Source organism: Dyadobacter fermentans DSM 18053 (assembly GCF_000023125.1).
Lineage (GTDB): Bacteria > Bacteroidota > Bacteroidia > Cytophagales > Spirosomataceae > Dyadobacter > Dyadobacter fermentans.
On the sequence record NC_013037.1, the window covers coordinates 1,490,976 to 1,516,657 of the forward strand.

Here is a 25,682-nt window from a genome sequence, read left to right on the forward strand (position 1 = left end):
ACTATGTTAGGACAAACCAAGGCATTCAGCGGCTACTCGGTCGACGACCTCAAAAAGGCTGAAAAATTCTATGGTGAAATACTCGGGATCGAGGTTTCGCAGCAAAATGAAATGCCGGTGCTCCATTTGAAAATCCACGGAGGCCATGATGTGATTTTGTATGAAAAACCCAATCACCAGCCGGCGACATTTACGGTGCTCAACTTTCCCGTCGACAATGTGGAAGAAACTGTAAAAGCGCTCAAATCCAAAGGAGTACAATTTGAAAGCTACGACTTCCCCGGCCTGAAAACCGACGACGACAATATCATGCGCGGCAATGGCCCCACCATTGCCTGGTTCACCGACCCCGCAGGCAACATCCTGTCGGTCGTTCAGGTGGAAAACTGATCATCCTAACCTTCAACTACCTTATGGAAAATGTCAAAAGCAGCAGAATGTACGGCATTATCGGCCTCTACGATCTGCAAACACCGTTTTTCGCATTTGTGACGGAGAACATCAGCGAGGAAGACGTTCAAAAACGCCTCGATACCAAGGCCAACCACATCGGATGGCTGGCCGGCGCGCTGGTAGAACAGCGTTTCAACCTTGCGCGGCAGCTGGGCCGGAACGAACATCAGCAGGCCGACGAGCTTTTCAAAGACTTCAAGGGCATTCAGGACGATGCGAAATACCCGTCGATTTCGTCATACCAGGAAGATTGGGACAAAATTACGCCGCTCCTGAGAGACGCGCTGAGCAACATCAGCGACGAGGAACTGGAAAGGCGGATCGAGATGGGGCCCGATTTCTCGATGTCGCTGTACGAGCTGATCACATTCTCCATTTACCGCGAAGCGAATATCATCGGTCAAATCGCGCTCTGGCGCAGGTTACTGGGCTATCCGGGCATGCGATATATGTAAAATCGCCGGAATTGTGTTTTCTTGCAGGCCCACTACCGTTACGGCACTGTTATGAAAATGTTCCAGCAAGGCATTCAGCTCAAAGCGAGAAGCCGCGGCTTTCACCTGATTACCGGCGAAATCCTGCATGCATTACCATCGATCAGCGAAATTAAAGCCGGAATGTGCCAGGTATTTATCCAGCACACTTCGGCTTCGCTGACGATTAACGAGAATGCAGATCCCACCGTCCGCATGGATTTTGAAATGTACTTCAACAAGTCCGTCCCCGAAAACGACCCGGATTACCGGCACGACTACGAGGGCTCGGACGACATGCCTGCTCACCTGAAATCGTCCCTGCTCGGATGCTCGGTAATGATACCGGTTCGCAACGGCCGCCTGGCGCTCGGAACCTGGCAGGGCATTTACCTCTGCGAGCACCGCGACTACGGCGGGCCGAGGAGTTTGATGATTACCGCGTGGGGTATTTAAGGCATTTCTGTCGCCACCTAATTAAACATATCCCAAGTATTGCGCACTATTTATGTATGATTAATATTAAAAGTATTATACATAAGTTCTTAAACCGTCAATTCTTGCGTTCCTCTCGCAATACTATTTTTCCACAACACAGCCTGGTGCAATGTAAAGCCTTGAAATCCCGGACATCCAGCGACTCACCATCACAATTTAACTCACCACCAACGCCTTACAGTCTTCGACGCCGGACTATCATTGATCATCAAATGGTCACAAAGCGAAACCTGTTGCAGAAACGAGTCCAAATCCGGAGCCGTTTCGACGACCTCGTCGGAAAGATATTGGTAGTTGGTCAGCTGATCAAGGCACGAAACGACCATTTGCTTTTTCACGCTTTGGGAATGGCGGCCTTCGCAAAAAATGGAATCGCAGTCCAGCGCATACTTTAGCATATCCCTGTCCAGAATGCCCGTCCTGAATTCTCCCTGATGGCCGCCGGGCCCATTGGTTTCCTGCTCATTGTTAAGCAGCGCCACCGGATGATTTTCGGTTGACATCCAGCCATTTCCGTGGCGGGTTTGGTAGGCTCTTGTGAGGTAATGCACCGTCGTGTCCGCCCGCTGGTCGTTGCGGCGGAGCATTTCGAATGCATTTTTGCTGGTGGTATTCGAGCGGGTTACATGGGGAAACATCCCGCAATCCATATCCAGTAAAATGCCCTGTCCGCCCTCGAAAATGCAGTTTTCAAAACCCATTCCAAACAGCTGTGCTTCCGGTAGCAACCTGACAACGTCACGGGCCTGCTTCACATCCAGCAGAAACTGGTCTACACGCATGATTTCCAGTTCCAGCGCTTCGAGGCAGCATTCCAATCCGCGGGCTTTCATCCGGTTGCGGTAATAATCGCGCACGGCATCCAGTTTGCGCGTGAAAATGCCGGGATGGAACAAGTCGCGGGCGTAAAGTTTATAAGGGCCCTGGTTGCGTTCCACCGTTGCGCCGAAGCCCACGCCTACCGTGCCGTGAGCGAGGTTAGCACGGTCGTTGATGTTGTAAAATTTATCAAACGGCGTTGTTACCATCGCCAGTGGGTCAATATATAACACCGGAGTCGTCCCTAAGCGCTGCAATGCCCTGAATTCCCTCACAATCCCCGTCGGATCAATGGTACAAAACGGGGAAATGAACGTGGGCGCGGCGCGGAATGAGCCTGCGCCGAAGTTGGAAAATACGTGCCGGTGCCCGCCCGGGTGGAGCACCGTGTGGCCGCATTGATGTCCGCCATTGAAGCGGATCACGACGGGCCGGTGCAGCGTCGCGGCGAGATAATCGGAGAATACGCCCTTTCCTTCATCGCCATAACCCATTCCAAGCACGATATGGGCAGTCCGCATCACAGCGCGATGATACCGGAAACACCGTGATCGCGACGAACCAGCGAATCTTTTACCGACACGAGCGCATTGGAAACCGACAGCCGGGTTTTGGCGTCGAAACCGCTCATAGCCGCATCCGGGCTCACGCCCTTCACCAGCGCCACCGTGGTGGCGATGAGTTCAGCGATATTGTTTTGATCTTCGAGCACAAGAAAACGTTCACCCAGCAGCGCTTTCCATTGAGAGAATACAAAATGGTCGTTGTGATAGCTCGCTTCGTTGGCATGAATATGAAACACGTAATAGGACCGCCCGGCCTCATTCAGCAGCGACGATGCAGCCAGCGGCTCGCGACCTTTGTAGCCGCATTTGGATTGTAAAAAATCCGCGGCCATATGATCATGAAAACCCTCGTCGCCGATCGTAAACAGGAAGCCTTTTTCCTGCCGCTTCTCAAATGAATCAATCGAAGTGTGCCGCGCGGCGAAATACCAAGCCAGCGGGTAGCTCTCACGGTTTTGTCCCCCGCCGCCGCGCTCGATGAAGATTTTCGAAAGGCAGTTGTCCAGCTCCATTGTGCCGGATTCGAACTGGCCGACTTGCAGGGGATAATCGTCCGAAATATGGTCCCCGATGGCCATAAACATAATCTGCGGGTCGAGGATGCCGTTGCTGATGAGCGTGCTCATCAATGCGCCCAGTTTGTTTTTGATCAGGTTCTCCGGAATAGCTCCCATTGATCCGGTTACATCCAGCGCCACGATGATCGGCACCGAGTTCGGATGCAGGTCCGAGTCGCGGGATTCCCGGACGTCGACATGGTCGGGCGACAGATCGGGGTGGATCACGCCGAGTTTGTTTTGCGTAAAATTGTCGTCGATCGACCGCGTTTTGCGTGCGCGGCTTACGCTGTCATAAGCGTCGTCGCTCCAAGATGAATAGCCCATGGTTCAGATATTTAAATGGATAAATTGGGATGGAAAGTTATTTTTGAGCAATGCCCGGTATTTCTCATAGCAAGCCAGCGAATCGTCGTCGGAACTGAGCAGGAAGTCGACAAATGCGCGGTGATGGGTCTTTCTCAGCGCAGTACCCAGTCCCGACCGGTCGCCGAGCAGGTAAGCGCCAATGCGCTTCACCATTTCGAGATCCGCATTCTCCGAGGCGATTTTATCACGCAAAAGACTTACAGGATACCAGTTGCGGTAGCCGGCGGAGATGGTCGTTGCGCGGCTGCCTAATGCAGTAATGTGGTAAAATCCGGCAACGGCAATGCCGTGTGTCTCGGGCACGAGCATAATATGCGCAGGCGTAAGGCCCAGATGCGCCTGCCCGGCATGGCGGTGCAGCAGCATACAAAATTCAAGGAGGCGCGACACTACCCAGTTCACATGTTCCTGTGGCAATGTAAGGTTCACGAGCGGTATAGCGCGCTTTTGATGTACCAAACGGGTATCGGAATTCCAGGTGTAGGGCATGTACCTTTTGAGGTGCTCGGTGGCACCGGTTGCAATCGCCTGCTGTTTTTGCCTTGCATAGGCCACTATCTGCTCCTCACCGCGGTAATGGACCCAGAAATCGTTCGTCAGACACTCGCCCGAGTCGTCGGTGAATGCGGCACCGTTATTGAAATGCCGGTAGAGCGTCAGCAAGCGATTGGTCGCTTCCTTGGCCCCCGGATGCCTGCATTTGTCGGGATGAATCGCTTTGAGTATATCCCGATAGGTCAAAACCGAACCATCCTGCGGCTTCAACGCATTGAAATGCGTAGCGTGCATTACCTGGTCGATCATCTCGCCTTCTGTCATTGTGAATGTGTTGTGATTTGCGACTGGCCGATCGGCGGCCGTTCAAAACCAAGATATTGGTTACGAGCCCATTCAGACCGAACGATTGAGCAGCCGGGCATTACAGATTATCAGCCGGGAGCGCAGCCCAAGCCAGGCACACCATTTGTCACAATCCCCCCCTGATAATGTCGCAAATCACATCCGTAATTGTTGTTCAAACCCACTTAGTTTGTAACATCGGAATCCATGTCGGGCAGCGCGTTAACAACACACAACTACAAGTCGAAAGCAAATGGTAGAAGTATTTAAAACGGATGTCAGGAAGCAAAGTCAGCAAAATTATTGACAGACCTCATCGGTCTCACGTTCGCAGGCTGCCGGGCCAGCTTTGATCTCGAAGATTGCGACAAGATATTACGCGTCGCCACGGATGAGCAGCCGGTGTACAGTCCGGGCATCATCGCATTGCTGGAAAGCTTTGGTTACCAGGCCGCAGTGCTGGAAGAAGATTCGGCAGAGGAGGTTTACCGGGAGGAGTTACAGCTAAGTGCTCATTAGTGAAAGCGTGAAAAAGCATTTCAGACCGTACAGAAACGGCTGTCGGACTGATAGCATACACCCCTTTGCAACGTATATAATATTACGTTCAATGTCAATTGCATTCCATTCTAACCTCTAAACTATATCAACAATGAAAAAAACAAGGATGATCTTCTGGGTTGTGACAGGCCTGCTGGCGGCCATGCTCGGCATCGGCTCCGTGTACGACGCTATTTCGGCGCCGGAAGCAGTCGAGCATGTAACACGCATCGGGTACCCGGCTTACATCGTACCGTTTGTGGGCGTAGCTAAGATTCTGGGCCTCATTGCCATCCTGGTTCCGGGCTATCCGAGATTGAAGGAATGGGCCTACGCCGGCATTTTTTACGATTTGTTCGGGGCTTTTTACTCTCACATCGCGTTCGGCGACGGTCCCGAAATGTGGGCCGGCTTCATCATCGGCTTTGCGATGCTGTTCACTTCTTACATCTATTACCACAAACTGCAACGACAAACATTCGCCACCGCTTAGCAACCGGTGCATTTTAATTATCACAAACTTTATCAGCTACTAAAACCATCAATCACCATGACAACATTTCCAACAAACCAACCGACCACCCCAACAGCCGAAGCCATGGACAGAACCCAACTTCTGGACGCCCTTGACCAAACCGAACGGGATTTCAGCACCCTGCTTGCGGCTTTTCAGCCCGCGCAGGTAAATGTGGTGCCATTTGAAGGCAGCTGGACAGCCGGACAGGTGGCCGAGCACATTCTCATGGCCGAATCCGGCATTCCCGAAACGTTGCTGGGCTCCACCACCGAAACGCAGCGGCCCGTGGGCCAGTATGTGCCGGTGATCGAATCGATATTCCTGGATTTTTCGGCAAAATATGAGGCGCCTGAGTTCATAATACCGTCGGACGGCCCGCATAACCAGCAGGAATTGCTGGAAGCGTTCACGGCCGAGCGTGCGGAGATCCGCCGCATTGCCGCCGAAGAGGATCTGTCGCTCACCTGCACGGATTTCGAATTTCCGCAAATCGCCTTGCTCACGCGTTGGGAATGGCTGCAATTTGTGCTCTGTCATTCGATCCGGCACACGCGGCAGCTGCGTAATATTTTCGAAAAAGTTACCGCACAGGAGGAAGCATTGTAGGTCAAAGATTTGATAACTTGCGGCTTCATTTTACATCCCAGGTTCTATGTTCCGTAAGTTATTCTTCTTGTTTCTGCTGCTGGCCGCCTCGAATGGCTTTGCCCAAACGGCCGCCGGCACTAAAAAAATAGCGCCGTTTCAGATCAGGCTTGTGAACGGGCAGCAATACACCTCGTCGCAGCTCGCGGCCGGGCCGGTGGTGCTCATTTACTTTTCGCCGGATTGTGAGCATTGCCAGGATTTCACGAAAGACCTGCTCAAAAATTACAGCGTAGTCGCCAACAAGCAGGTGGTTATGGTCACTTTTCAATCCATGGACATGTTGAAGCCGTTCGTGAGCCAGCACAGCCTCGGCACCTATCCCAATTTCAAGGTCGGCACCGAAGGGACCTCCTACCTTGTGCAGCGCTACTACCAGATCCGCTCATTTCCTTACATCGCCATTTATGATAAAAAGGGTAATCTCGTGCGGACATTTGAAGGCGAGCAGCCTCATTCGGAGATTTTTAAGGCCATGAAGCAAATCTGACGGCCGCCAAACTTGCCGTACCTTAAAAACACGACTGCCGGACAGTAATGCTGCCCGGCAGTCGTGTTTTTAAGGTTATCAGGCATTGAATAATGCCTCATAATGCGGCGATGGAGCCAGAATACCACCGCTTTTGCTGTAAAATGACTGATCGGTGAGGTAAACGCCCTTCTGCGTTTTCGTCCAGCTTCCGTCCGCCATCGGATGGAAAGTCATGAGTTTATCCCAATTTTTGTAATACTGATGACCGTTCGTTTCCTGCAAACCTACCGACATGCCAGGGAACGGCTGCAAGCGAGCGGCCACGTTTTTATTCCAATCCACGAGAATCGGGTTCACGGTCAGGTCCGCACAGAAGCAAGGCACCTTTTTTTCGTAAGCCAGCTGTGTGATTTTCATGGTCATACTCAGCGTTTTGGCAATGGCCTTCACGGCAATGGCCGAATAACCGAGCTCAATGCGATGGGCAGCGTCCTCGACCGTGTGCGCACTTTCGTCCGCGGCCACGCGCACGCCCAGGTCGCCTACGAAGGCTTCGTTACTTTCCTCGAAAGGCTCCTCGATCACCGCAATCTGATCGAACGCGCCGATCTTTTTCGCATGATCGAGGAAGCGCAGCAGGGTTTCTTTCTTTTCGTAGCGGCCATTGGCATCGAAATAGTAAGGGATCTTCCCATTTTGCGTGTAAGGCGTTTCGTAATGCCCGATCGCCTTATGAACGGCCGTCAGAAAAGCAATGTCCTTTTCGATCATTTCCTGCTGCGTGCCGGCCGCGCCTGTTTTGAGTTTCAATATAAAATATCCTTCGTCCGCGGCTTGCCGGATGCGCTCGGCCGTCGTGCCCACTGCAAACGACGGAATGCTCGCGACCTTCTCATGGCGGTAGGAAAGTCCGGGCCGGTAAGCGGCGGGGATCATTTCGTCAAATTGCACCATGCCGTTTTCCTGCGCATAGAGCAACCAAGCAGCATTGTCGACGCACACAAGGGCATTCAAAGCGAATGTTTTGCGCAGATCGGCATTGCCGGTAATCTTCTTGCCATAGGCGAGTACTTCCGGCAAAATGTCGTCCAGCAGCTGCACAGGGTCCTGGAACGTCGTCCCTTTGATCATCTGTAACGCCTGTTCGCTCATCGCATACATCAATGCATTACCAGCGCTTTCGGAATGTGCGGCGAATACCTTCGAATCCGACCACAACACGCCCTGCGTCCCCAGCCCAACCTTTCGGAGCCCCGACCCGGATTCCAGCATGGCAATGGCCTGCCAGCTGTCGGTAATGGCGCTGCCTTTAAAACGATAAGGATTCAGCGGCTCCCTTTCAAAATTGGAGCTTACGTTCTTGATAGTGATCTTTTTCACGGGCGGCTGCGGCGATGGGTTAGGAACAGGATTTTCGGGCGCGAGAATGCCGGCGGCAGCCAGTATGCCGGCGCGGCGTGCAAATTCCCGGCGGGAGAAATGATCAGGATTTTCGAAGGTCATGGTTTAGGAAATGTGTTTCAGGAGCTTCAAAAATACTTAAAAAACAGATCAGATCGCATTCACCTCTTTTTCCAGAAACCGGGCCACAAATGCATCATCCACCAAATGCGGATAAGCCTCTATCACCCTCGTAATCTCCTCATACTGACCGGGAGAGAGTGTCTCGTTCGGGTTCAGCGTCCAGATTCCTTCCATTAATCCCTGGCGGCGGAGCACCTCGTGCACGCCGGTAATGCAGCCATGAAATGCATGGGCGGGGTCGAAAATGGCGGCGTTCATATCGGTGACGGCGATGTTTGTACTGAGCATCGAGTCCATGTCCGGGTTGCCGGTAGCAAGGGTTTGTTTGATATTCCGGAACAATGCCACGGCCCTTTCGGTCCAAACTGCCCAATGCCCGAGCAGGCCGCCGACGAAGCGCTTTTCGATGGTTTGACCCTGTATTTCAAAGCGGTACGGCGTGAGCAGGTCGGCCACGATATTATCGTCGTTGCCGGTGTAAAGGGCAATCTCGTCGCGGCGGCCCGAATGCGCTACCGCACGCACGACGTCGAGCGTCTGGTAGCGGTTAAATGCGGCCACTTTAATGGCATACACATTCGGTATTTCCGCAAACTGCTGCCAGAAATCGTAACTGTACACGCGCCCGCCGATGGCAGCCTGCAAGTAGAACCCGAACACCGGGATTACCTGCGCCACTTTTGTCACGTGCGCAATGATCTCTGCCTCCGACTGCGCTTTGAATGCGGCCATACTCACCAAACCGAGGTCGTATCCGTGTTTGACCGCAATACGGGCCTCATTCAAAGCCTGATCCGTCAAACCGCAAATGCCCGCCACTTTGATAAACGGCCGCTCCAATGCCGCCGTCCCAATCTCCTCCGCCGCGATTTCCAATACTTTTTCATACAAGCCGACTTCCGGGTCACGGATTTCGAACTGGGTTGTATGCACGCCCACAGCCACGCCCCCGGCGCCGCTGGCCATGTAATAGCGCGTCAATCCGCGCTGCTTGTGCTCATCCAGCTGCAACTCGCGCGTCAGTGCCAACGGATGTGCCGGAATCACCGTTCCGTCAAATAGCAGCTTTTTTATATCTTCCTTCAACATATTAACATAACTAATTGAACACTAAACCCATACACAATTAACTCCTTCCTACCCTAGAACTGCCCCTTCCGTTCCTGAAAATGCGTAGGCTTATTAATGGTCTTGCCGCCTTCCAGCAGCCATTGCGCTGTGATTTCGATCATTTGCTTCAAAGTAGTGCGCGGATAACCGAACAGCCGGAACGATTCGGCCGCATTGCTCAGCAGCGCGGTGGATTGTTCTTCTCCGACAAGCTGCGGTTCGATATTGAATATACGTCCGAACTCCATCGCCAGCCAGCGCAGCGAAACCGTCTCAGGGCCCGTAATGTTCAGGATTTTTGAGGGTGATTCGCAATGCAGCAGCGAGCGGATCGCCATTTCGTTGGCGTCGCCCTGCCAGATCACGTTTACATGGCCCATCGTGATGTCCAGCGGCTTGCCGTTCAGCACCGATTTGGCTACTTCGAGTAATACGCCATATTTGAAATCAATGGCATAATTCAGCCGGTACAGGAGGATCGGCGTGCCGTAAACCGAGGAGAAATACTGGAACATCCGCTCTCTTCCGAGGCACGATTGCCCGTATTCGCCCACCGGGTCGGCGCGCATGTCTTCCGTCGCGCCGCCTGCACCTACGGGCGTGAATGGGTACACATTACCGGTAGAATACACGACAATGCGCGATTTACGGAATTTTTCGGCCACGCGCCCGGGTAAATAGGTGTTCATCGCCCATGTGTACGGCTCGTTGCCCGCCGTGCCGAACTTCTGTCCGGCCAGGTAGAGCACGTTTTCCACTTCCGGTAAATCCTGCAACTGCGTGTCATCGAGAATGTTGGCAACAATCGTCTCGATCCCCTCTGCATTCAGTTCCTCCACCAGGCCCTCTTCGCTGAAACGCGACACGGCGATTACACGCTTGTCCAGCCCCGCACGCTCGATGGCCTGCATGGTGAGCCTGGCAATGCTCGGACCGATTTTCCCGCCCGCGCCAAGGATCATAATATCGCCGTCGATGCGCTTCATGTCTTCGACCAGCGCTTCGGACGGACTAAGCCATTGTTCTTCAATTGATTCTATTCCGTTCATTTTATTTAAAAAGCGGATTGTTAAAAAATAATTCTTTGACATTCACAAGCGCCAGGGCGAAAATGATGAGCAAGCCGAGCCCTGCGAAAACTTTCACGAAAGGTTTATTGACCTTGTCTCCCATAATACTCGCGTCGTTGGCGACCAGGTACATGACCGTCCCGATAAACGGCACGACGAAAATGGTGACGCTCTGCGCGAAAACGATGAGTTCGAGGGGTAGTTTGCCAAAGCGAATGGCCACAAAGGCGCCGATCACCATCACCAGCGCGACCAGATAGCGGACCTGTTTGGAAGAAAAATTACTGCCCAGGCCTAATGCATCGCCCAGTAGCGTGCCGCCCACCGACGCATTACCGATGACCGACGAAAACGCCGCTCCAAAAAGCCCGATCAGGAAAAACGCCGAGGCATTGCTGCCAAAAAGCGGTTCGAGGGCTTTGGCCATGTCGGACGCGGAAGTGACCGAAATGCCCTGGGGTTTCAAAATTGCCGCGGCGCACACGATCACGATCAGGCACATGACGCCGAGCAGGATGATGCCGGTAATGCTGTCGTTCCGGCCGTGGCGCACGGCTGGGTTAATGCGGATGCGCTCCTGGATCAGGTAGGCCTGGTACAACGCGCCCACGATGGAAAAACAGGAGGCCGTGAAAGCGATAATCAGCCCCAGCGAGCCCTCCGGCACCTCCGGGGTTACCAGCCCGCCCGCCATTTCGGCGGCATCGGGTTTGGCCCAAAACAGGGTGGTGATAAACGAAAGGAGCATCAGCACGATCAGGAAAATCATCGTTTTTTCCAGCACCGAATAGAAACTCCTGAAAAACAGCAGACAAATCGCCAGCGCATTGAAAAACAATATCCACGGTACCGGCGAGGTATGAAACAGCTCACCGGCCGCAATGCCCACACCCACCGAATTACCCGCCTGAAACGACGAAGCCACCAGAAAAACCCCGATGCCCATTGCAACAGCCGCGCCCCTGCCCCACTTCTGGCGCACCGTGGCAAGGAGCGACTGCTCAGTGGCAACGCCGATGCGGGTGGCCATGGTGGTGAATATCGCCATGAAGAAAATGGCCACTACCACCAGCCAAAGCAGCGAGTAGCCGTAAATGGCACCCATTTTGGAAGTGATGGTCATTTTACTGGGCCCGAAAACCAGTGCCGCGGTGATCATACCGGGACCGAGCGACCTAAGCCATTTGAGCAGATTGTTCTCCGATTTTTCCAATGTAAAAGGGTTTGGCTTTGAGTGAAATATGAATGAATGATGAATTACGGGCACGTGCCCGTAAAGGTAGAAAAGAATTTGTAATTTCCATTTTTGAGGAAATTAATTCTGGTAAAACTCGTAATTCTCCTTCGTGACGATGTCGATCGGCATGTAGTTCTGCCGCGTCACGGGCGCATTCACTACGAGCGTCTGGTAAAGTGCCATCATGCCCCGATAGCCCTGGTCGTCCGGGCGGTGGCAGATCAGGAAATCGATCACATTGTTTTCCAGGTAATCCACATTCTCTTTTACAAAATCGTAGCCGATCAGCGAAACGTGTGTCCGGTGGCTGTTTTTCAGGAATGACGCGACGGTGTGCACGCGCGAATTGGTGACGAATGCCGCGCCGATGTCCTTATTTAAATGGAACACATAGGTAAGGTGCCGCGCTACCGATTGGTAATCGGTTTCACGAATATCAATGCGTACGATCTCGTTCGGCTGCTTGTTGTCGTTGAAATAGGCCCGGAAACCGTCCTCGATTTCGGGGTAATTGAAATTATCAACCTCCTTGGAAATGTTGATGATCAGCACTTTCTTCTCGGGTTCGAGCCTGTAAGTGAGGAGTTTGGCGCCTACATATCCGCTCTTGCGCAGGTGCGGGCCAATGTAGGAGAGGCTGTTGAGATCGGGAATGTCGGAGTCGATGAACACATAGGGAATCTTGCGGCGATTGCATTCGGATGCGAACTTTTGGGTTTCCCCGATAAACGAGGGGGAGATCAGGATTCCATGAAACCCGCCGTCGAGTACATGGCGGATCTGGCCCGCAAATGAATCCTTATCATTCAAATCAAACAAAAAAACCTGCACCTGCACGCCATACTGCTTCATTTCTGCCTCTGCACGCCGGATACCCGCCAGCGGGGCCGACCAAAAATCCGTTTCTTCCGACACGTCGGGGATCAGCGCCGCGAGGCTGATGATCTTGCGCGAGGCCAGGCGGCTGGCCAGGATATTGGGCTGATAGTCCATTTCCTTGATGATCGCATTGATCTTCGCCTTGGTTTTTTCCGAAACGCCGGTCCGGTTGTGCAGCACACGGTCGACCGTCGCGGTGGAGACATTGGCACGCCTGGCGATCTCTTTCACGCCGAACAATTCGTTCTCTTTTTCCATTCAGGGATTCGTTTGGGCCGCGCGTAAACCTGCTTTTCGCGCACACATTCCGACAGCCGCATGGCAGCGGAGCGGGTTAAAGGTTATGTTCGAAGGGTAAATATAGTCGTTACCGCCCGTTTCCTCCAAGCGTTCTTCCGGCGGCGCGGCGCGGCGGGCATTGCCTATGATGCGATTTGTTTGCATTTTAGGGGGTTCAAAACCATCACTCCATTCACTCAAAGGCGCTTTATGTATATCAACCGTTTCCTATCTCCCATTATCGTCTACTACTATTCATGGCGGATGGTCCTGTTTTCGCTCTTCACAGGTTCCACCGCCATTTTTGTTTATGAATATCTAGACTGGAAATGGGTGGCGATCCCCTGGCTGCCTGTGTCGCTGGTGGGTACGGCCACGGCATTTTTTGTTGGTTTCAAAAACAACCAGTCCTACGACCGCAGCTGGGAAGCGCGCAAAGTTTGGGGTGCGATCACGAACCACAGCCGGTCGTTCAGCGCAGCAGTGCGCTCATTTACCACCTGCTCACCGGATTCGGACACCATTTCCGCCGCCATTGAAAACCGAACCATCATTTACAGACACATTGCCTGGCTTTATGCATTGAAAAACTCGATGGCGCAGCGCACCAACTGGGAGCATAAGGACCGCGCGAGCGAGCGCCAGCGCAGAGCCCTCCGGCGCGCACAAGTGCCCTGCGACATTGAAATAGCCAAATACCTGCCGGAATCGGAGCTGGCGCTGATCAAGGACAAAAAGAACCAGGCGACGCAAATCCTCGACCTGCAATCGCAGCACATCCGCGACCTGCGCCGTGCGGGCTCGCTCGATGCCTATCAGCATGTGGCATTGCAGGACCTCGTTTCGAAACTGTACGATGAGCAGGGCAAAAGCGAACGGATCAAGAACACGCCGTTCCCGCGCCAGTACGCAACGACTTCCACGCTTTTTATCTTCATTTTCATGACGCTCCTGCCATTCGGGCTGCTGCCGCAGTTCCTTGATCTGGGCGAAAAATTCATGTTTCTGCTCATTCCATTTAATATGATCGTGTCATGGGTGTTTATGTTTATGGAATACGTGGGCGATATCAGCGAAAATCCGTTTGAAGGCCTCCTGAACGATACACCCGTGAGTACCATCATCCGCAACATTGAAATAGACCTCAAAGAAATGCTCGGAGACGACGATCTGCCCGAGAAACTGACCGCCTATTCGGGCACTTTGTTTTAAGCAGCATGACCCGGCACTTGCAGAACCGCCCAAATTCTTGCGATATTGCCATTAATTAGATTCTCGACGTTCGAAATGATGAAAATATTGATAGCCGACGACCATTCACTGGTGAGGTACGGACTGAAACTGGTGCTTACCAACTATTTTTCGGAGAGCCAGATAGATGAGAGCTGGGATGGTGAGTCGGTAAGGGCGCAATTTACGGCACATCGCTATGACCTCCTCCTGCTCGACCTGAACATGCCCGACACCGATTCTACGGAGCTTTTGCAATGGATCCGGGATTTTTACAGTGAGACGAAGATTCTCGTCGTTTCCATGAATGATGAAAGCGTTTTCGGCAAACGGTCGCTGCAACAGGGCGCGCATGGTTACCTCGAAAAAGACTCTTCGCCCGAGGAGCTCGCCAGAGCCGTAACCACCATCATGAGCGGCAAACGGTACGCCAGCACGAACCTGGCCAACATCCTGATCAACGACACGCTCACGGGTAAGTCGGCCAACCCGTTCGACCGGCTGACGGCCCGGGAATTCCAGGTAGCGACCTATCTGGCAAAAGATTACTCGGTGACGCAGATCAGCGAAATACTGCAAGTGCAGTATACTTCCGTTAACACCTTCAAGCGCAGGATTTTCAAGAAGCTCAATATTCCCAATAAAGCCGCGTTAGTCAGGCTGGCAGATGCCTATAACCTCGGCTGAAAGCAGCGCGCCGACGGCCGGACTGCCGCATTTCAACCCGCTGATACTTACCGAAGTACCAATGCCTCTGCTGCTCGTCACCGACATTGCGTAGCCCAGCGTGTGCGCGAAGTCGGCGATGAGCTGGTAGCCCAGCCTGCTATTCGGCTCCACGGGCGCATTCAACATAGGGTTTGAAAGTCTGCGGCGGATTTTTTGTAGATCGGCCGGAAGCATTCCGCTGCCGTTATCGGCGATGGTGAGCAGCGAATGATTCGGTTCGTTGGTGAAAACGAGCTTTATTTCCCCTCCGCGCGTATGCTTGTTCGCATTGTCGATCAGGTTCCGCAGGACGGCTTTCAGAATGTCGCGATTGGTGTAAACATACACTTCGTCCGGGCAATCAACCGTGAGCACGTTGTGATTGAGCAGCAGCATATCCTCGAAAAACTGCTGCAACTCTCCTACCAGCTCATTGAAAGAAAACGAATGCTCCGCCAGCTGGAAGTTCTCGTGCTGCGAACGCGCCCAGAGGTTCACTTCTTTCACAAATGCGTGGATGTTGCCGGTGGCCTTACGCATCTCCTCCGTGCCCGCTTTTACCTCGGACAGCTGGTTATTGGCCGCAAAGCGCGACACATGTTCGGAAAGTACATTCAGAAAATGCAGGGGCGACTGGAGATCGTGGGCGATCATCATCGTGATCTTTTGTTTCAGCCCATTGCTAAATTCGAGTTTTCGGGAAAGGTCTTCTACCTGCATTTCGAGCAGCCTGCGCGCATGGGCGAGCCGGAAGTAGCGGCTGCGCGCCCACAGGGAAAACACCAGCAGCCCCGCCGCTGTCAATATGATGACACAGATCCATTGCAAGATCATAACTCACTACCGGGATTAGTTTCGGTTTAATTGAATAAGAGTTGTATCGTGGCGGGTGCTTTCAGAAATGCAAATAAATGAGATTTGTAGTAAATATTGGTACGCAAGGCTTATTTTTTTCTCACAATTTCTACAAAATCACTACAAACTATAAACGAAGGTGATCAGACACATTGGTTTATGAAAAACAAACAGTCCCGCAGCAAAGCCGCGGGACTGTCATGGTATTCTACTTCGGGCGGCTGGCGCCCGTCCTCTCACGCTGTTACTCCACAAACCTGATCCGTTTGCATTCTTCAATGGTAACGCTGGCCGAACTCGCCTTCCAGTTCCCAACCAGCTCGCCGCCTTTATACCGCTTGCCCGACACCGCGTAGCTGCCGACGGGCAATGTAAGGCTTACTACCGCCGCGCTGCCCTGCGCATTGCACTCCGGCCTCACCGCCGCCGTTTCGGAAATCGACCCCATGATTTTGCCATCGACAATAACGTCGATTCGGTCGTATTTTTCCGGGGTGTAGTTGGTATAAAACAGCAGGTTTCCCTGCGGCACAGGCTCCTTGTCGTCTTTACAGGAGAAAGTGAAAACGATGACAAACAATAATGCAATGCTGCTCAGGCGACTCTTGTTCAATAGATTTTTCATGACTAGTAAATAATAATTGATTGTAAATAATCTGATTGCTGCGGACAGGTATTTTGCTAACTGACACGACAAAATTATATCCGCCCATCGCCGCCGCATCATGGCATTGAGCCGCCTGCACGTTTATTGAGCAAATCGACAGAAACGTAAAATGCCCTGCATCCGGCAGGGCATTTTGCATAAATCACATTCACAACTCGCTGATTACTAATTAAATAAACAAAACCGTTTAATAAAATTCATTTGAGTATCCGGTCAAAAACGGGCGAACATTTCCATGAACTCCTGTCGCCTCGATCTTGAAATGCTGATGGCCACATCGTTGTCCATCACGATATAGCCGCCTTCGCCGCGTACAAATTTCTTGATGCGGTTCAGGTTCACAAGGTAGGAATTGTGTACACGGTAGAAATCGGGGCCGCTGAGGGCTTCGTCGATGTCTTTCAAAACCTTGGAAACCACTACTTTCCTGCCCGTAACGAGCACGACGCTCGTGTAGTTGCTTTCGGCCTCGCAATAGAGAATATCCTGGGTAGGCACAAAAATCATCCCGTCGCCGGCGGTGAGCGCGATCCGCTGCGGCGTGTTTTTCATCTGTCTCACATTCTGGAACAGCAGTTCGATCTGTTCGCGCGACGGCACGCTCCGCTTCTCCTCGATCCGCCGGATGGTCTCGATCAGGTCGTCGGGGTCAATGGGTTTCAGTAGGTAATTCAATGCGCTGTATTTGAATGCCTTGATCGCGAACTTGTCATAGGCGGTTGTAAAAACGACGTCGAAATGCAGCTTATCAAACTTTTCGAGCATATCGAAACCATTCATCCGCGGCATTTCGATGTCCAGAAAAACGACATCGGGCCGGTGTTCACGGATAGCCTCGATGCCCTTTTCGCCCGAGCTGCACATGGCCGCCACCGACACACCCGGAGCGTAGGTTTTGAGCAGCCATTCCAGCATTTCGAGACAATTGTTTTCGTCGTCGATGATCACACATTTAATCATAAGTTCATTCGGTTTTTATCTTTTAATACCTTCAAACAGGCTCACTACTTCAAACAGGGATTTTGACAATCACCCGCGTTCCTGCGGCTTGGCCGAGGTCGTCGACCAGGTCCACAATGGCGACACTCGCATTCGTGCGGGCATATTGGTTGAGCACCGCAATGCGGTCCTCGGTGAGTTTCATGCCCAGCGACTTCTTCCCGGTAGCCGACTTGCTGCGGAATTCCGCCGCCTTCCCGCGCCCCACGCCATTATCTTCCACGATGCATTCCAGCGTGCATTCGTCCAGCATCCTGATCCTGATCCAAAGGCTCCCGTGACTCTCCTTGTGCAGCAACCCGTGCCAGATCGCATTCTCGACATAGGGCTGGATGATCAGCGATGGAACTTCGATTGAGTCGGGATGCACGTCTTCTCCGAGCATAAACTGATAGTCGAATTGGTTATCAAACCGTATCCGCTCCATTTCGATGTATAACTTCAAGGCTTCCAGCTCGTTGGAAAGCAGCACTTTCTTGCTATTGGAGTTGTCGAGGATAAGCCGTATTAGTTTGGCAAAACGCGTCAGGTAAAGCGACGCCGTCGCATTGTCGCTTTTGACGATGTATCGGTTAATGGAATTGAGGCAATTAAATATAAAATGCGGGTTCATTTGCGCGCGCAATGCCCGCATTTCCAGTTCGGCCATGTGTTCCCGCAATGCGGTTTGGCGCTTGATAACCCATAACCTCCGTTTGAAAAGCCAATAAGCAAGTCCACCTGCCGCCAGAAGCAAAGCCGCCGTGAACCACCACGTTTTCCACCAGGGCCGCAAAATCACGAAGGACAATGGCCTTGCCGTTTCCGACCATGTGAGCCCGTCCAGGCTGGCAGCGACCGAGAAGGTGTACGAACCAGGCGGCAGCGACGTGAACCTCACCCGGCTGTTGCGCGCATTGTCCGTCCAGGCGTCGTCGAGCCCGCTGAGGCGGTACCGGTACATGAGTTTGCCCGGGTTTCTGAAATAGGGTGTCAGATACTGGATTTCCACGGAATTCTGCGTCCAGTCGAGCGTGAGCGGCGCTGCGGTTTCGGTGAGCAGGGAATCGTCCTGGTTCGCGGTTACGGCGGCGATGATCACATTCAGTTTTTCTTCGCGGTGTTTCAGGAGCGCCGGATCGAAATAGTTCAATCCGTTCAAGCCGCCGACGTACATCCGGCCGTCAGCCGCTTCGAGCACAGCATTGCTATTGAAAGGTTTGTTTTGAATGTTATCCCTGAAATCGAACCATTGCAGCTTGTCGGCATTCGGATTGAGCAGGTAAAGGCCGTCATCGCCGCCGATCCATATCCGCCCGCCTTTGTCGCGGTGGATCATCGAAATCCGCTGGTTGGCCAGTTCGGGAAAGATTTTGCGTTTGCGGAGCGAACGTCCGCTTTTCACTACTTCGTAAACGCCCACCGAGCCGCACCATGCCGTAGAATCGTTCCGGACGAGCACCGCTCCCACAAGCTTTCCCGGAGCGAAACCGCTATCCGAGAGCGCATTCCGAAAGTCCTGATCCGTAACGAGCAAGCCCTGGTAAGTTCCCATCCAGTGATGCCCGTTCGCGTCGCGGGCCACGGTCTGGATCAGTTTTTCAAATCCCTCGACAGGTATTTCCGCAATTTGGTAGGATCCGGCCCGCACTTCGTAGCAGCCCAGTTCGCCCATAATAAGGAAATTCCCATCGGCCTTTCTGATCATGGTTCCAACGGCATCGTCGTTCAGTTTGGAGCGGAGGGCCTCCCCTTTCACCCCGGCAGGGTAATGCAAATCGGCGAAAGTTTTGCGCACCGGATCAACCAGCATGGGCAATGCGCCGCTGGCCGCCACGAGCAGGTGCTTTCCATCAAAAATCAGCCCTCTTACCTCCCCCAAATGCCCGTCCCTACGGCCAGGCAGCTTCACAGCATTCACCTTACCGCTGCGAATATCCAGCACCGCCAGCCCGCGGGACGTACCGAGCCAGATATTTCCCTGCGCATCCTCGGCGATGGATTTGACATTATTGCTCAAACCAGGATCGCTGACGCCATTGAGCCAGCCGACGGTATGCGCCAGCGGCCTGAAAAACAGGATGCCTTCCGGGGAAAGTATCCATTGCGTCCCGTTCTGATCATGAAAGTCGGCGTAATTCTCATCATTCGGCAGCGGCTTACCGGAGTCGAAGAGCGTGGCGCGGGTGAATGTCCGGCGGTGAATGTGGTGCAAAAAGCAGCCTTTGGTAGTATTCACGAGTTTTCTGTCACCGTCCAGCGGTGTAATGCTGATCAGCTCCGCAAGCGGAATTCCTTCCGGGTTGTTCGCATCGGCCGGAGCGATTTGCCGCACATTTCCCGAAGCGAAGTTGATTTCAAACGTCTGTAACAGATTGTTGCTCGCCCACACCACATCGTCGCTCACAGGCACCACTGCCCGCACATCCGCGAATGCGGCCCGGCGCGTGCGTCCGGTGCGCGTATCGTGGCAGAATACCGTTCGCACATCCGCCAGGTACAGCTGATAATCTTTCCTGCTGAAAATCCGCCGGTAAAAGTAATGGTTTTCAAGCCCAGCCATTGGAACGAAGCGGAAGGAGCCGGCGCGAGGATCGTAGCGGTACAGGCCGCGGCCTGCATTGGCCCATACCCGGTTGTCGGGGGTTACCTGCAATTTGTTCAGCTTGTTGAGTGGTGCAATGGCGGGGCCGGTTAGAGGAATTTTTCGCAGTGAACGGTCGCCGATACGGTAGTTGCGGATGCCGCTGCCCGACGCCGTCCAAACCGTGCCGGAGCTGTCGGCTGCGATATCGAGCAGGTTTTCGCCCTGCGTTTCGATCCGGCGCACATTCTGGCCGTCGAAACGCTGAATGTGCCTTGGCGAAAGGACCCAGAGAAACCCGTGGCGGTCGCGGATGATCCTCGACGCATTGGCCGTCTGGATGCTGCTCTGGTCGTCGAGCAGCTGCACATTGAAATCCGGCAACTGCCCGCGGCATAGGGAACCCGCCGCCAGCAGCGCAAACAGACCAACACACAGACATTTAACAAAGGCCACCTGGTTTGACGGGACAGAGGTTAGTTCGAAAGCATGCAAGTTTTACAATTTAATACAGGAATGACGGAACCGTTCAGTAAGTTGCCGATTTTGTTAGTCTGCGGCCGTATTCGGCCAGCCGATCCACTTCGGGCCGGCCCTGGGGGCGTATGGCGGCCGGTTTATCGCCCATCGCGCCGAACCCTTCATCCATCCCCTATATTTCGGCCTTTGTCATATTTTGCTTTCAGAGGAGCCCTCGCACAAGCATTTTTGTTGCGTCATTTACCAAACCCATGAAAATGCTAAGATTTCTCCTCGTTGTTTCCATCCTTGCCTGCTCACTCCTGTCACCGGCATTTGCGCAATTTCCCGCCGCAGGAAGCAGCCAGCCCAAAGCCCTGCCCGGAACGGCCGGCGACCAAAGCCCCAAGGGATCGGCCAGAATTACCGGTTCCATCGTTGATTCCGCTTCATCCAAACCCATCGAATTTGTTAGCATTGCACTTTACGACAAGTCGAACAACAAGGCCATTGACGGAACGGTAGCCGATGATAAGGGGAAATTCGCGCTCACCAAACTCGCTGCCGGCGACTACAAGATACTCGTATCGTTCATTGGTTATGCCAATAAAACCGTCGACAATATCAAGCTCGGCAAAGGACAGGACGTGGATCTCGGGACGATCAGCCTCGGCTCCAATACCAAAACCCTGAATGAGGTAACGGTAACCGGACAAGCCGCGTTGATCGAAGAGAAAGTTGACCGCCTCGTTTACAATGCCGAAAAGGACATTACCGCCAAAGGTGGCGACGCTACCGACATCCTGCGCAAAGTTCCGCTCCTAACCGTTGACCTGGACGGCAACGTATCGCTGCGCGGAAGCCAGAATATACGCGTGCTGATCAACAACAAACCCAGCACGATCATCGCCAACAGCGTAGCCGATGCATTGAAACAAATCCCGGCCGACCAGATTAAGTCGGTAGAAGTGATCACCAGCCCATCAGCCAAATACGATGCAGAAGGCTCGGGCGGGATCATTAACATCATTACCAAAAAGAACTCCCTGCAAGGTTTAAACCTGAATATCGACGCGGGTGTCGGAAACCGTGGTTCCATGCTTGCACTCAATGGCGGCTACCGCAAGGGCAAAGCCGGTTTCACGATCGGCGGCTTCGGACGAGGGATGTACAATACGGTAACCAAAAGCACATTGGAACAAACCAGCACCGTAGAGAACGTTACCACAACCACGCGCCAAACCGGCGACGGTTCCAGCCACGGCCTTTTCGGTAACTATAACCTGGGTTTTGATTACGACATTTCCAAAAACCAAAGCCTCACGGCCGGTGTGAAATACGGCGTACGCAATTTCTCCAACCAGCAGGACCTCGCCACCCGACTAATGAAAACCGGCTCGACGGATGTGCTTTCAGCACGTAATGTGGCTGCCGACAACCTTTCGGGAACGGTGGACGTGAACGTCGATTACCTGCATACGTTCAAGCCGCAGCAGGAATGGAGCGTATCGACGCTGTACAGCCGCAATGACCTGACCAATGACTTCGACGCCGACATTTTTGACGATAAAAACCTGAAAGCGCGCCAGCGGAACCTGAACAAGAGCATTAACCAGGAATTTACGTTCCAATCTGACTATCAGACACCTATTAAGAAAAACCAGATGCTGGAATTCGGTGGAAAAGGCATTTTCCGGGAAGTAAAAAGTAAATACAGCTTCCTCATCGCCGAACCTACCGGCGACTACCGCCCCGAAACCGACCAGCCTGCCGGTGACCTGACTTACCATCAGAACATTGCCGCGGCCTATTCGTCCTACACTTATACGACTAAAAAGCGCTACACTTTCAAAGGCGGCTTGCGCTACGAACACACATTTATCGACGCGGCCACGAACGAAGGTGTGGTGGGTGTGGGCAATTACGGCGTGCTCGTGCCGAGTGTGAATGCATCCAAAACATTTAAGGGAACCACCGTGAAACTGGGTTACAACCGACGCATCCAGCGCCCGGGCTTGCAGCAGCTCAACCCCAACTTTAACTCGGCCAACCCGCAGAACATTACCGTCGGTAACCCCGAACTGCGCCCGGAACTTACAAACAACTACGAACTCGGGCTGAGTAAGAACATCAAGAAAACGTATGTGAATGCTACATTCTTCGGTCGGTTCACGAACAATGCGATCACGCAGGTACGCCAGCCTTCGGATACGCTCGCGGGCGCCATCGTGACGACCTACGAGAACATCGGTAAGCAGCATGCCTACGGCGCGAACATCTTCGCCAACATCGCCGCTACTTCCAAAATCAACTTCGGGATGTTCGCCAATGCATTTTACACGAAGCTGACCGGCCAAACAGTCGGACAGGACGGGATTTCGCAGGAAATCGACAACACCGGGGTGAATATCAGCGGTGGTTTGTTCTCGCAGGCTACCTTCGGCAATGGCTGGGGCGCGCAGGCGTTCGGATTCATGCAAGGTCAGCAGATCCAGTTGCAGGGTAAGCAGGGCGGATTCGGGTTCTACACCGTCGGTGTGAAGAAGGAATTTGCCAATAAAAAGGCCAGCCTCGGCCTCGCTGCGGAAAACTTCCTGAGCAAAAGATTTAAAATGCATACCGAATTGACTTCCTTGCAGTTCAACCAGGTCAATGACATTTATTTGTACAACCGCGGGTTCCGCCTCACATTCACCTACAAAATAGGTAAAATGACAATGGACGCGCCGCGCAGAAAAGCCAAATCCGTGAACAATGACGACGTGAAAAGCGAAGGCGGAGGCCAGCAGCAAGGCGGTGGCGGCCAGGGCGGCGGAAACGCCCCTCGCTAAGTGCGACAATATTTCATGAACTTACACAAGCCTGTTTAACTCAAAATACAACTTCGGTTATGAAAACAAACAAACTAATGTGGACGCTGGCAGTAGCGCTCGTTTCTACCGCTTCCTTTGCGCAGACTGTGGACGAAATCGTAGATAAACACGTCGCTGCCCTCGGTGGGCTCGACAAGATCAAAGCTGTGAATACCGTGATCACCGACCGCTCCCTGGCGGTGCAGGGCATGGAAATACCCAATAAAACGACGCTCGTCGTGGGTAAGTCCGTGCGCAACGAATCGACGGTGATGGGTAACACCATGGTGCAGGTGGTGGACAACGGCCAGGGCTGGATGATCCGTCCGACGATGATGGGCGGCACCGGCGAGCCGGAAGATATGCCTGCCGACCAGCTCAAACAGCAACTCAGCTCGCTGGACCCATTCGGCGGCCTGGTGAACTACAAGGAAAAAGGCAACAAAGTGGAGCTGGTAGGTAAAGAAACGGTTAACAAAAAAGACGCATTTCACCTGAAACTCACCACGCAGGACGGCCAGGTGATCGACGAGTACCTCGACGCGAACACCTACCTCGTAAGCAAAGTGAAGGTATCAATGAACGGCCAGGACGGCGAAATCGAAATGTCGGATTACAAGGAAGTCGATGGCGTGAAATTCCCGAATACCATGGAGATCAGCAACGCGCAAATGGGCACGATGTCGTTCATTACCAACAAGATCACCGTCAACTCCCCGGTAGATCCGGCGATATTCAAAAAGCCGGCGAAATAGCCCGGGCCAATTGCACGATTCGTGCGCCGGCATGACCATACAATAGCGTTGTTATCTGAACAACGCTATTTTTTTTGATAGTTCCACCGGGTCCTTCACCTGCATTTTGTCGTAAATGCGCCTTTTGTACGTGCTGATCGTGTTTTCTTTCAGGTTCATGATGGCCGCTATTTCCTTTGTCCATTTTCCCTCGGTCATGAGCTGCATTACGCGGCGCTCGCGGGGTGAGAGCGACACAATCGGGTTGCCCGTGGAGCGGCCGCTGGTGTCGGTGAAGCTGGTGAGGAACACTTGCTGGACTTCGTAGCTGACATACCGGCCGTGATCGAGGATCGCCTGCACCGCATTCTTGAATTCCTCATGCGGCGCCTGCTTAGAAATGAAGCCGTCCGCCCCGGCTTGCAGGTAGGGCAGCGCATACACCTTTTCATCGAATCCCGAATGGATCAGAATAGGAAGTCCGACCTGCTTTTCGCGCATGATTTCCATCATCCGCACGTTTTCGCCGCCGGGGATTTCGATGTCTACCACCGCCAGAGCGAACGTTTCCGTTTCGAGTATAGTAAGCGCCTCTTCGAACGTAGCAGCGTGGGCGACGGTTGCATGCGGGTAGCATTCGGCAAAAACCATTCTTAGTCCCAGCAACAGAAGCGGGTGGTTTTCAATACATAAAAATTTCATAGAAGTGTCGTCAATACGCGTCGGGGGTGCGGGTTATTGATATAAATGTCTCTAACTCAACATTCTGACCTTTTCGATCAGCTTGATGAGACTATTGACCTGCATTTTCCGGAGTATCCGCATTTTGTGAGTACCCACGGTTGTCTTGTTAATGTTCAGAATTGCGGCGATTTCGGCGGTGGACTTTCCGGCGATCAGGTGGTTCATGACCTGCTTCTCTCGGGCGGAAATGCTTTTGAGCGGATTGGCATGCCGCACGGACCGCGTGACGTGGTTTTCCTGGATAATCTGCTGCTGCAAAGCGGTACTGGCATATTTACCCATCACCATCATGCCCCGGATTGCCTCGTCGAACTGTGCGGATGGCGCCAGTTTGGATAAAAATCCGTCAGAACCTGCCTTGATATACGGCAGTCCGTAAATGCGCTCATCTAAATCCGTGATCACGAGAATCGCGGTGGCGGGATAAAGCGTTTTCATGCGCTCCACCACTCCGGCGCCTGCCTTGCCTTTAATGTCGATATCGAGGATAATCAGTTCGTAAGTGTTTTGTCCGGTCAGTTCAAAAGCCATGTCGACGGACGGGGCATTATCCACCATCGCGGCGGGATTGATTTCTTTGATTTTCTGTTTCAACCCAAGCACCGTCAGCGGCTCGTCCTCGATAATGAGTATATTCATAAAATTGCTGAATGGCAGACAGTTGGCCCTGCCGATAACCGTTTCAAATCTGTCATAATTCTACTCATGACCTCGTAGCAAGTAATTCGTTTTTAATATACCTTGTTTAAGTACAAATTAAATGCATCTACTCCTACATGTAAATGTAGAAATTTCTCTAACATACATCAAACAAACTCGTCTAGAATCGTCGGCTGGCAGGCGTTTGGAGGGCTAAAATTCGTCGAAAACACCTGCCTACATGATGTAAACCGCGTTTTTGGACGTTAAGAACGGCTTCTTGCGCATTTCGACAAGTAAAAGTTTTTTTGCCTATACGCACAATTAACTGTAAACTTGTACAGACCGCTGGATAAGTATTGCCTTAAATAATTGGAGATTTAT

The 25,682-nt window shown here is 52.8% G+C and carries 26 protein-coding genes; 11 read left to right on the forward strand and 15 right to left on the reverse strand.

Annotation, left to right across the window (positions count from 1 at the left end; translation table 11 throughout):
- The first annotated feature begins 3 nt into the window (after positions 1–3).
- The 3 genes from DFER_RS06220 to DFER_RS06230 are packed head-to-tail and all read left to right on the forward strand — an operon-like array spanning position 4 to position 1,382.
- Complete coding sequence (locus DFER_RS06220) at positions 4–390, forward strand: VOC family protein (RefSeq protein WP_015810763.1); 387 nt, start codon at positions 4–6, stop codon at positions 388–390.
- Between the two features lie 23 nt (positions 391–413).
- The gene (locus tag DFER_RS06225) at positions 414–908 is read left to right on the forward strand and encodes a DinB family protein (RefSeq protein ID WP_015810764.1); all 495 of its coding nucleotides are present in this window, start codon (positions 414–416) and stop codon (positions 906–908) included.
- 51 nt (positions 909–959) lie between these two features.
- Positions 960–1,382 (forward strand): secondary thiamine-phosphate synthase enzyme YjbQ, encoded by a 423-nt coding sequence (locus tag DFER_RS06230; RefSeq protein ID WP_015810765.1) that lies wholly within the window; start codon positions 960–962, stop codon positions 1,380–1,382.
- Positions 1,383–1,585: 203 nt separating this feature from the next.
- Here the strand turns inward: DFER_RS06230 and DFER_RS06235 are convergent, their stop codons facing one another.
- The 3 genes from DFER_RS06235 to DFER_RS06245 are packed head-to-tail and all read right to left on the reverse strand — an operon-like array spanning position 1,586 to position 4,554.
- Positions 1,586–2,764 carry an adenylosuccinate synthetase gene (locus tag DFER_RS06235; protein ID WP_015810766.1) on the reverse strand — a complete coding sequence of 393 codons (1,179 nt, stop codon included), beginning with the start codon at positions 2,762–2,764 and terminating at the stop codon, positions 1,586–1,588.
- Positions 2,764–3,693 carry a hypothetical protein gene (locus DFER_RS06240; RefSeq protein WP_015810767.1) on the reverse strand — a complete coding sequence of 310 codons (930 nt, stop codon included), beginning with the start codon at positions 3,691–3,693 and terminating at the stop codon, positions 2,764–2,766. The genes DFER_RS06235 and DFER_RS06240 overlap by 1 nt, the downstream gene beginning before the upstream one ends.
- Before the next feature lie 3 nt (positions 3,694–3,696).
- Positions 3,697–4,554 (reverse strand): hypothetical protein, encoded by an 858-nt coding sequence (locus tag DFER_RS06245; RefSeq protein WP_015810768.1) that lies wholly within the window; start codon positions 4,552–4,554, stop codon positions 3,697–3,699.
- A 324-nt stretch (positions 4,555–4,878) separates the two neighbouring features.
- Between DFER_RS06245 and DFER_RS06250 the strand changes: the two genes are divergently transcribed.
- The 4 genes from DFER_RS06250 to DFER_RS06265 all read left to right on the forward strand — a co-directional run bounded on the left by DFER_RS06250 (position 4,879) and on the right by DFER_RS06265 (position 6,767).
- Entirely contained in the window at positions 4,879–5,094 is a 216-nt protein-coding gene (locus DFER_RS06250; RefSeq protein ID WP_015810769.1) for a hypothetical protein, read from the forward strand.
- Positions 5,095–5,227: 133 nt separating this feature from the next.
- Positions 5,228–5,608, forward strand: coding sequence for a DoxX family protein (locus tag DFER_RS06255; protein WP_041734771.1), 381 nt, complete (start codon positions 5,228–5,230; stop codon positions 5,606–5,608).
- A gap of 105 nt (positions 5,609–5,713) precedes the next feature.
- On the forward strand, positions 5,714–6,238 hold the full coding sequence (locus DFER_RS06260; RefSeq protein WP_015810771.1) for a DinB family protein: 525 nt from the start codon (positions 5,714–5,716) through the stop codon (positions 6,236–6,238).
- A gap of 46 nt (positions 6,239–6,284) precedes the next feature.
- The gene (locus DFER_RS06265) at positions 6,285–6,767 is read left to right on the forward strand and encodes a TlpA family protein disulfide reductase (RefSeq protein ID WP_015810772.1); all 483 of its coding nucleotides are present in this window, start codon (positions 6,285–6,287) and stop codon (positions 6,765–6,767) included.
- A gap of 78 nt (positions 6,768–6,845) precedes the next feature.
- Here the strand turns inward: DFER_RS06265 and DFER_RS06270 are convergent, their stop codons facing one another.
- From DFER_RS06270 to DFER_RS06295, 6 genes are all read right to left on the reverse strand, one after another.
- Positions 6,846–8,252 (reverse strand): mandelate racemase/muconate lactonizing enzyme family protein, encoded by a 1,407-nt coding sequence (locus tag DFER_RS06270; RefSeq protein ID WP_015810773.1) that lies wholly within the window; start codon positions 8,250–8,252, stop codon positions 6,846–6,848.
- 48 nt (positions 8,253–8,300) lie between these two features.
- Positions 8,301–9,362: a dihydrodipicolinate synthase family protein gene (locus DFER_RS06275; RefSeq protein ID WP_015810774.1), complete on the reverse strand. Its 1,062-nt coding sequence runs from the start codon at positions 9,360–9,362 to the stop codon at positions 8,301–8,303.
- A gap of 53 nt (positions 9,363–9,415) precedes the next feature.
- Positions 9,416–10,432, reverse strand: coding sequence for an NAD-dependent epimerase/dehydratase family protein (locus DFER_RS06280; RefSeq protein ID WP_015810775.1), 1,017 nt, complete (start codon positions 10,430–10,432; stop codon positions 9,416–9,418).
- A gap of 1 nt (position 10,433) precedes the next feature.
- The gene (locus DFER_RS06285; RefSeq protein ID WP_229206192.1) at positions 10,434–11,666 is read right to left on the reverse strand and encodes an Nramp family divalent metal transporter; all 1,233 of its coding nucleotides are present in this window, start codon (positions 11,664–11,666) and stop codon (positions 10,434–10,436) included.
- Positions 11,667–11,768: 102 nt separating this feature from the next.
- Positions 11,769–12,827, reverse strand: a complete 1,059-nt coding sequence (locus tag DFER_RS06290; protein ID WP_015810777.1) for a substrate-binding domain-containing protein — start codon at positions 12,825–12,827, stop codon at positions 11,769–11,771.
- On the reverse strand, positions 12,828–13,013 hold the full coding sequence (locus tag DFER_RS06295) for a hypothetical protein (RefSeq protein ID WP_041734772.1): 186 nt from the start codon (positions 13,011–13,013) through the stop codon (positions 12,828–12,830).
- Between the two features lie 45 nt (positions 13,014–13,058).
- Here DFER_RS06295 and DFER_RS06300 point away from each other — a divergent pair, with 45 nt between their 5' ends.
- Entirely contained in the window at positions 13,059–14,060 is a 1,002-nt protein-coding gene (locus DFER_RS06300; protein WP_015810778.1) for a bestrophin family protein, read from the forward strand.
- A 45-nt stretch (positions 14,061–14,105) separates the two neighbouring features.
- The gene (locus tag DFER_RS06305; RefSeq protein WP_229206193.1) at positions 14,106–14,765 is read left to right on the forward strand and encodes a response regulator; all 660 of its coding nucleotides are present in this window, start codon (positions 14,106–14,108) and stop codon (positions 14,763–14,765) included.
- Here DFER_RS06305 and DFER_RS06310 read toward each other — a convergent pair.
- The 4 genes from DFER_RS06310 to DFER_RS06325 all read right to left on the reverse strand — a co-directional run bounded on the left by DFER_RS06310 (position 14,730) and on the right by DFER_RS06325 (position 20,326).
- Positions 14,730–15,620: a sensor histidine kinase gene (locus DFER_RS06310; RefSeq protein WP_041734773.1), complete on the reverse strand. Its 891-nt coding sequence runs from the start codon at positions 15,618–15,620 to the stop codon at positions 14,730–14,732. The genes DFER_RS06305 and DFER_RS06310 overlap by 36 nt on opposite strands.
- Before the next feature lie 265 nt (positions 15,621–15,885).
- On the reverse strand, positions 15,886–16,266 hold the full coding sequence (locus tag DFER_RS06315; protein ID WP_015810780.1) for a hypothetical protein: 381 nt from the start codon (positions 16,264–16,266) through the stop codon (positions 15,886–15,888).
- Positions 16,267–16,521: 255 nt separating this feature from the next.
- On the reverse strand, positions 16,522–17,268 hold the full coding sequence (locus tag DFER_RS06320; protein WP_015810781.1) for a LytR/AlgR family response regulator transcription factor: 747 nt from the start codon (positions 17,266–17,268) through the stop codon (positions 16,522–16,524).
- A 49-nt stretch (positions 17,269–17,317) separates the two neighbouring features.
- Complete coding sequence (locus tag DFER_RS06325; RefSeq protein WP_229206194.1) at positions 17,318–20,326, reverse strand: sensor histidine kinase; 3,009 nt, start codon at positions 20,324–20,326, stop codon at positions 17,318–17,320.
- 275 nt (positions 20,327–20,601) lie between these two features.
- On the opposite strand from DFER_RS06325, the gene DFER_RS06330 reads away from it, so the two are divergent.
- Both DFER_RS06330 and DFER_RS06335 read left to right on the forward strand, forming a co-directional pair.
- A complete protein-coding gene (locus DFER_RS06330; RefSeq protein WP_015810784.1) occupies positions 20,602–23,160 on the forward strand; it encodes a TonB-dependent receptor in 2,559 nt (852 codons plus the stop codon).
- Positions 23,161–23,219: 59 nt separating this feature from the next.
- Complete coding sequence (locus tag DFER_RS06335; protein WP_015810785.1) at positions 23,220–23,936, forward strand: LolA-like protein; 717 nt, start codon at positions 23,220–23,222, stop codon at positions 23,934–23,936.
- 51 nt (positions 23,937–23,987) lie between these two features.
- Here the strand turns inward: DFER_RS06335 and DFER_RS06340 are convergent, their stop codons facing one another.
- Both DFER_RS06340 and DFER_RS06345 read right to left on the reverse strand, forming a co-directional pair.
- Positions 23,988–24,617 carry a response regulator transcription factor gene (locus DFER_RS06340; RefSeq protein ID WP_015810786.1) on the reverse strand — a complete coding sequence of 210 codons (630 nt, stop codon included), beginning with the start codon at positions 24,615–24,617 and terminating at the stop codon, positions 23,988–23,990.
- Positions 24,618–24,668: 51 nt separating this feature from the next.
- Positions 24,669–25,298 carry a response regulator transcription factor gene (locus tag DFER_RS06345; RefSeq protein ID WP_015810787.1) on the reverse strand — a complete coding sequence of 210 codons (630 nt, stop codon included), beginning with the start codon at positions 25,296–25,298 and terminating at the stop codon, positions 24,669–24,671.
- Positions 25,299–25,682 lie beyond the last annotated feature (384 nt).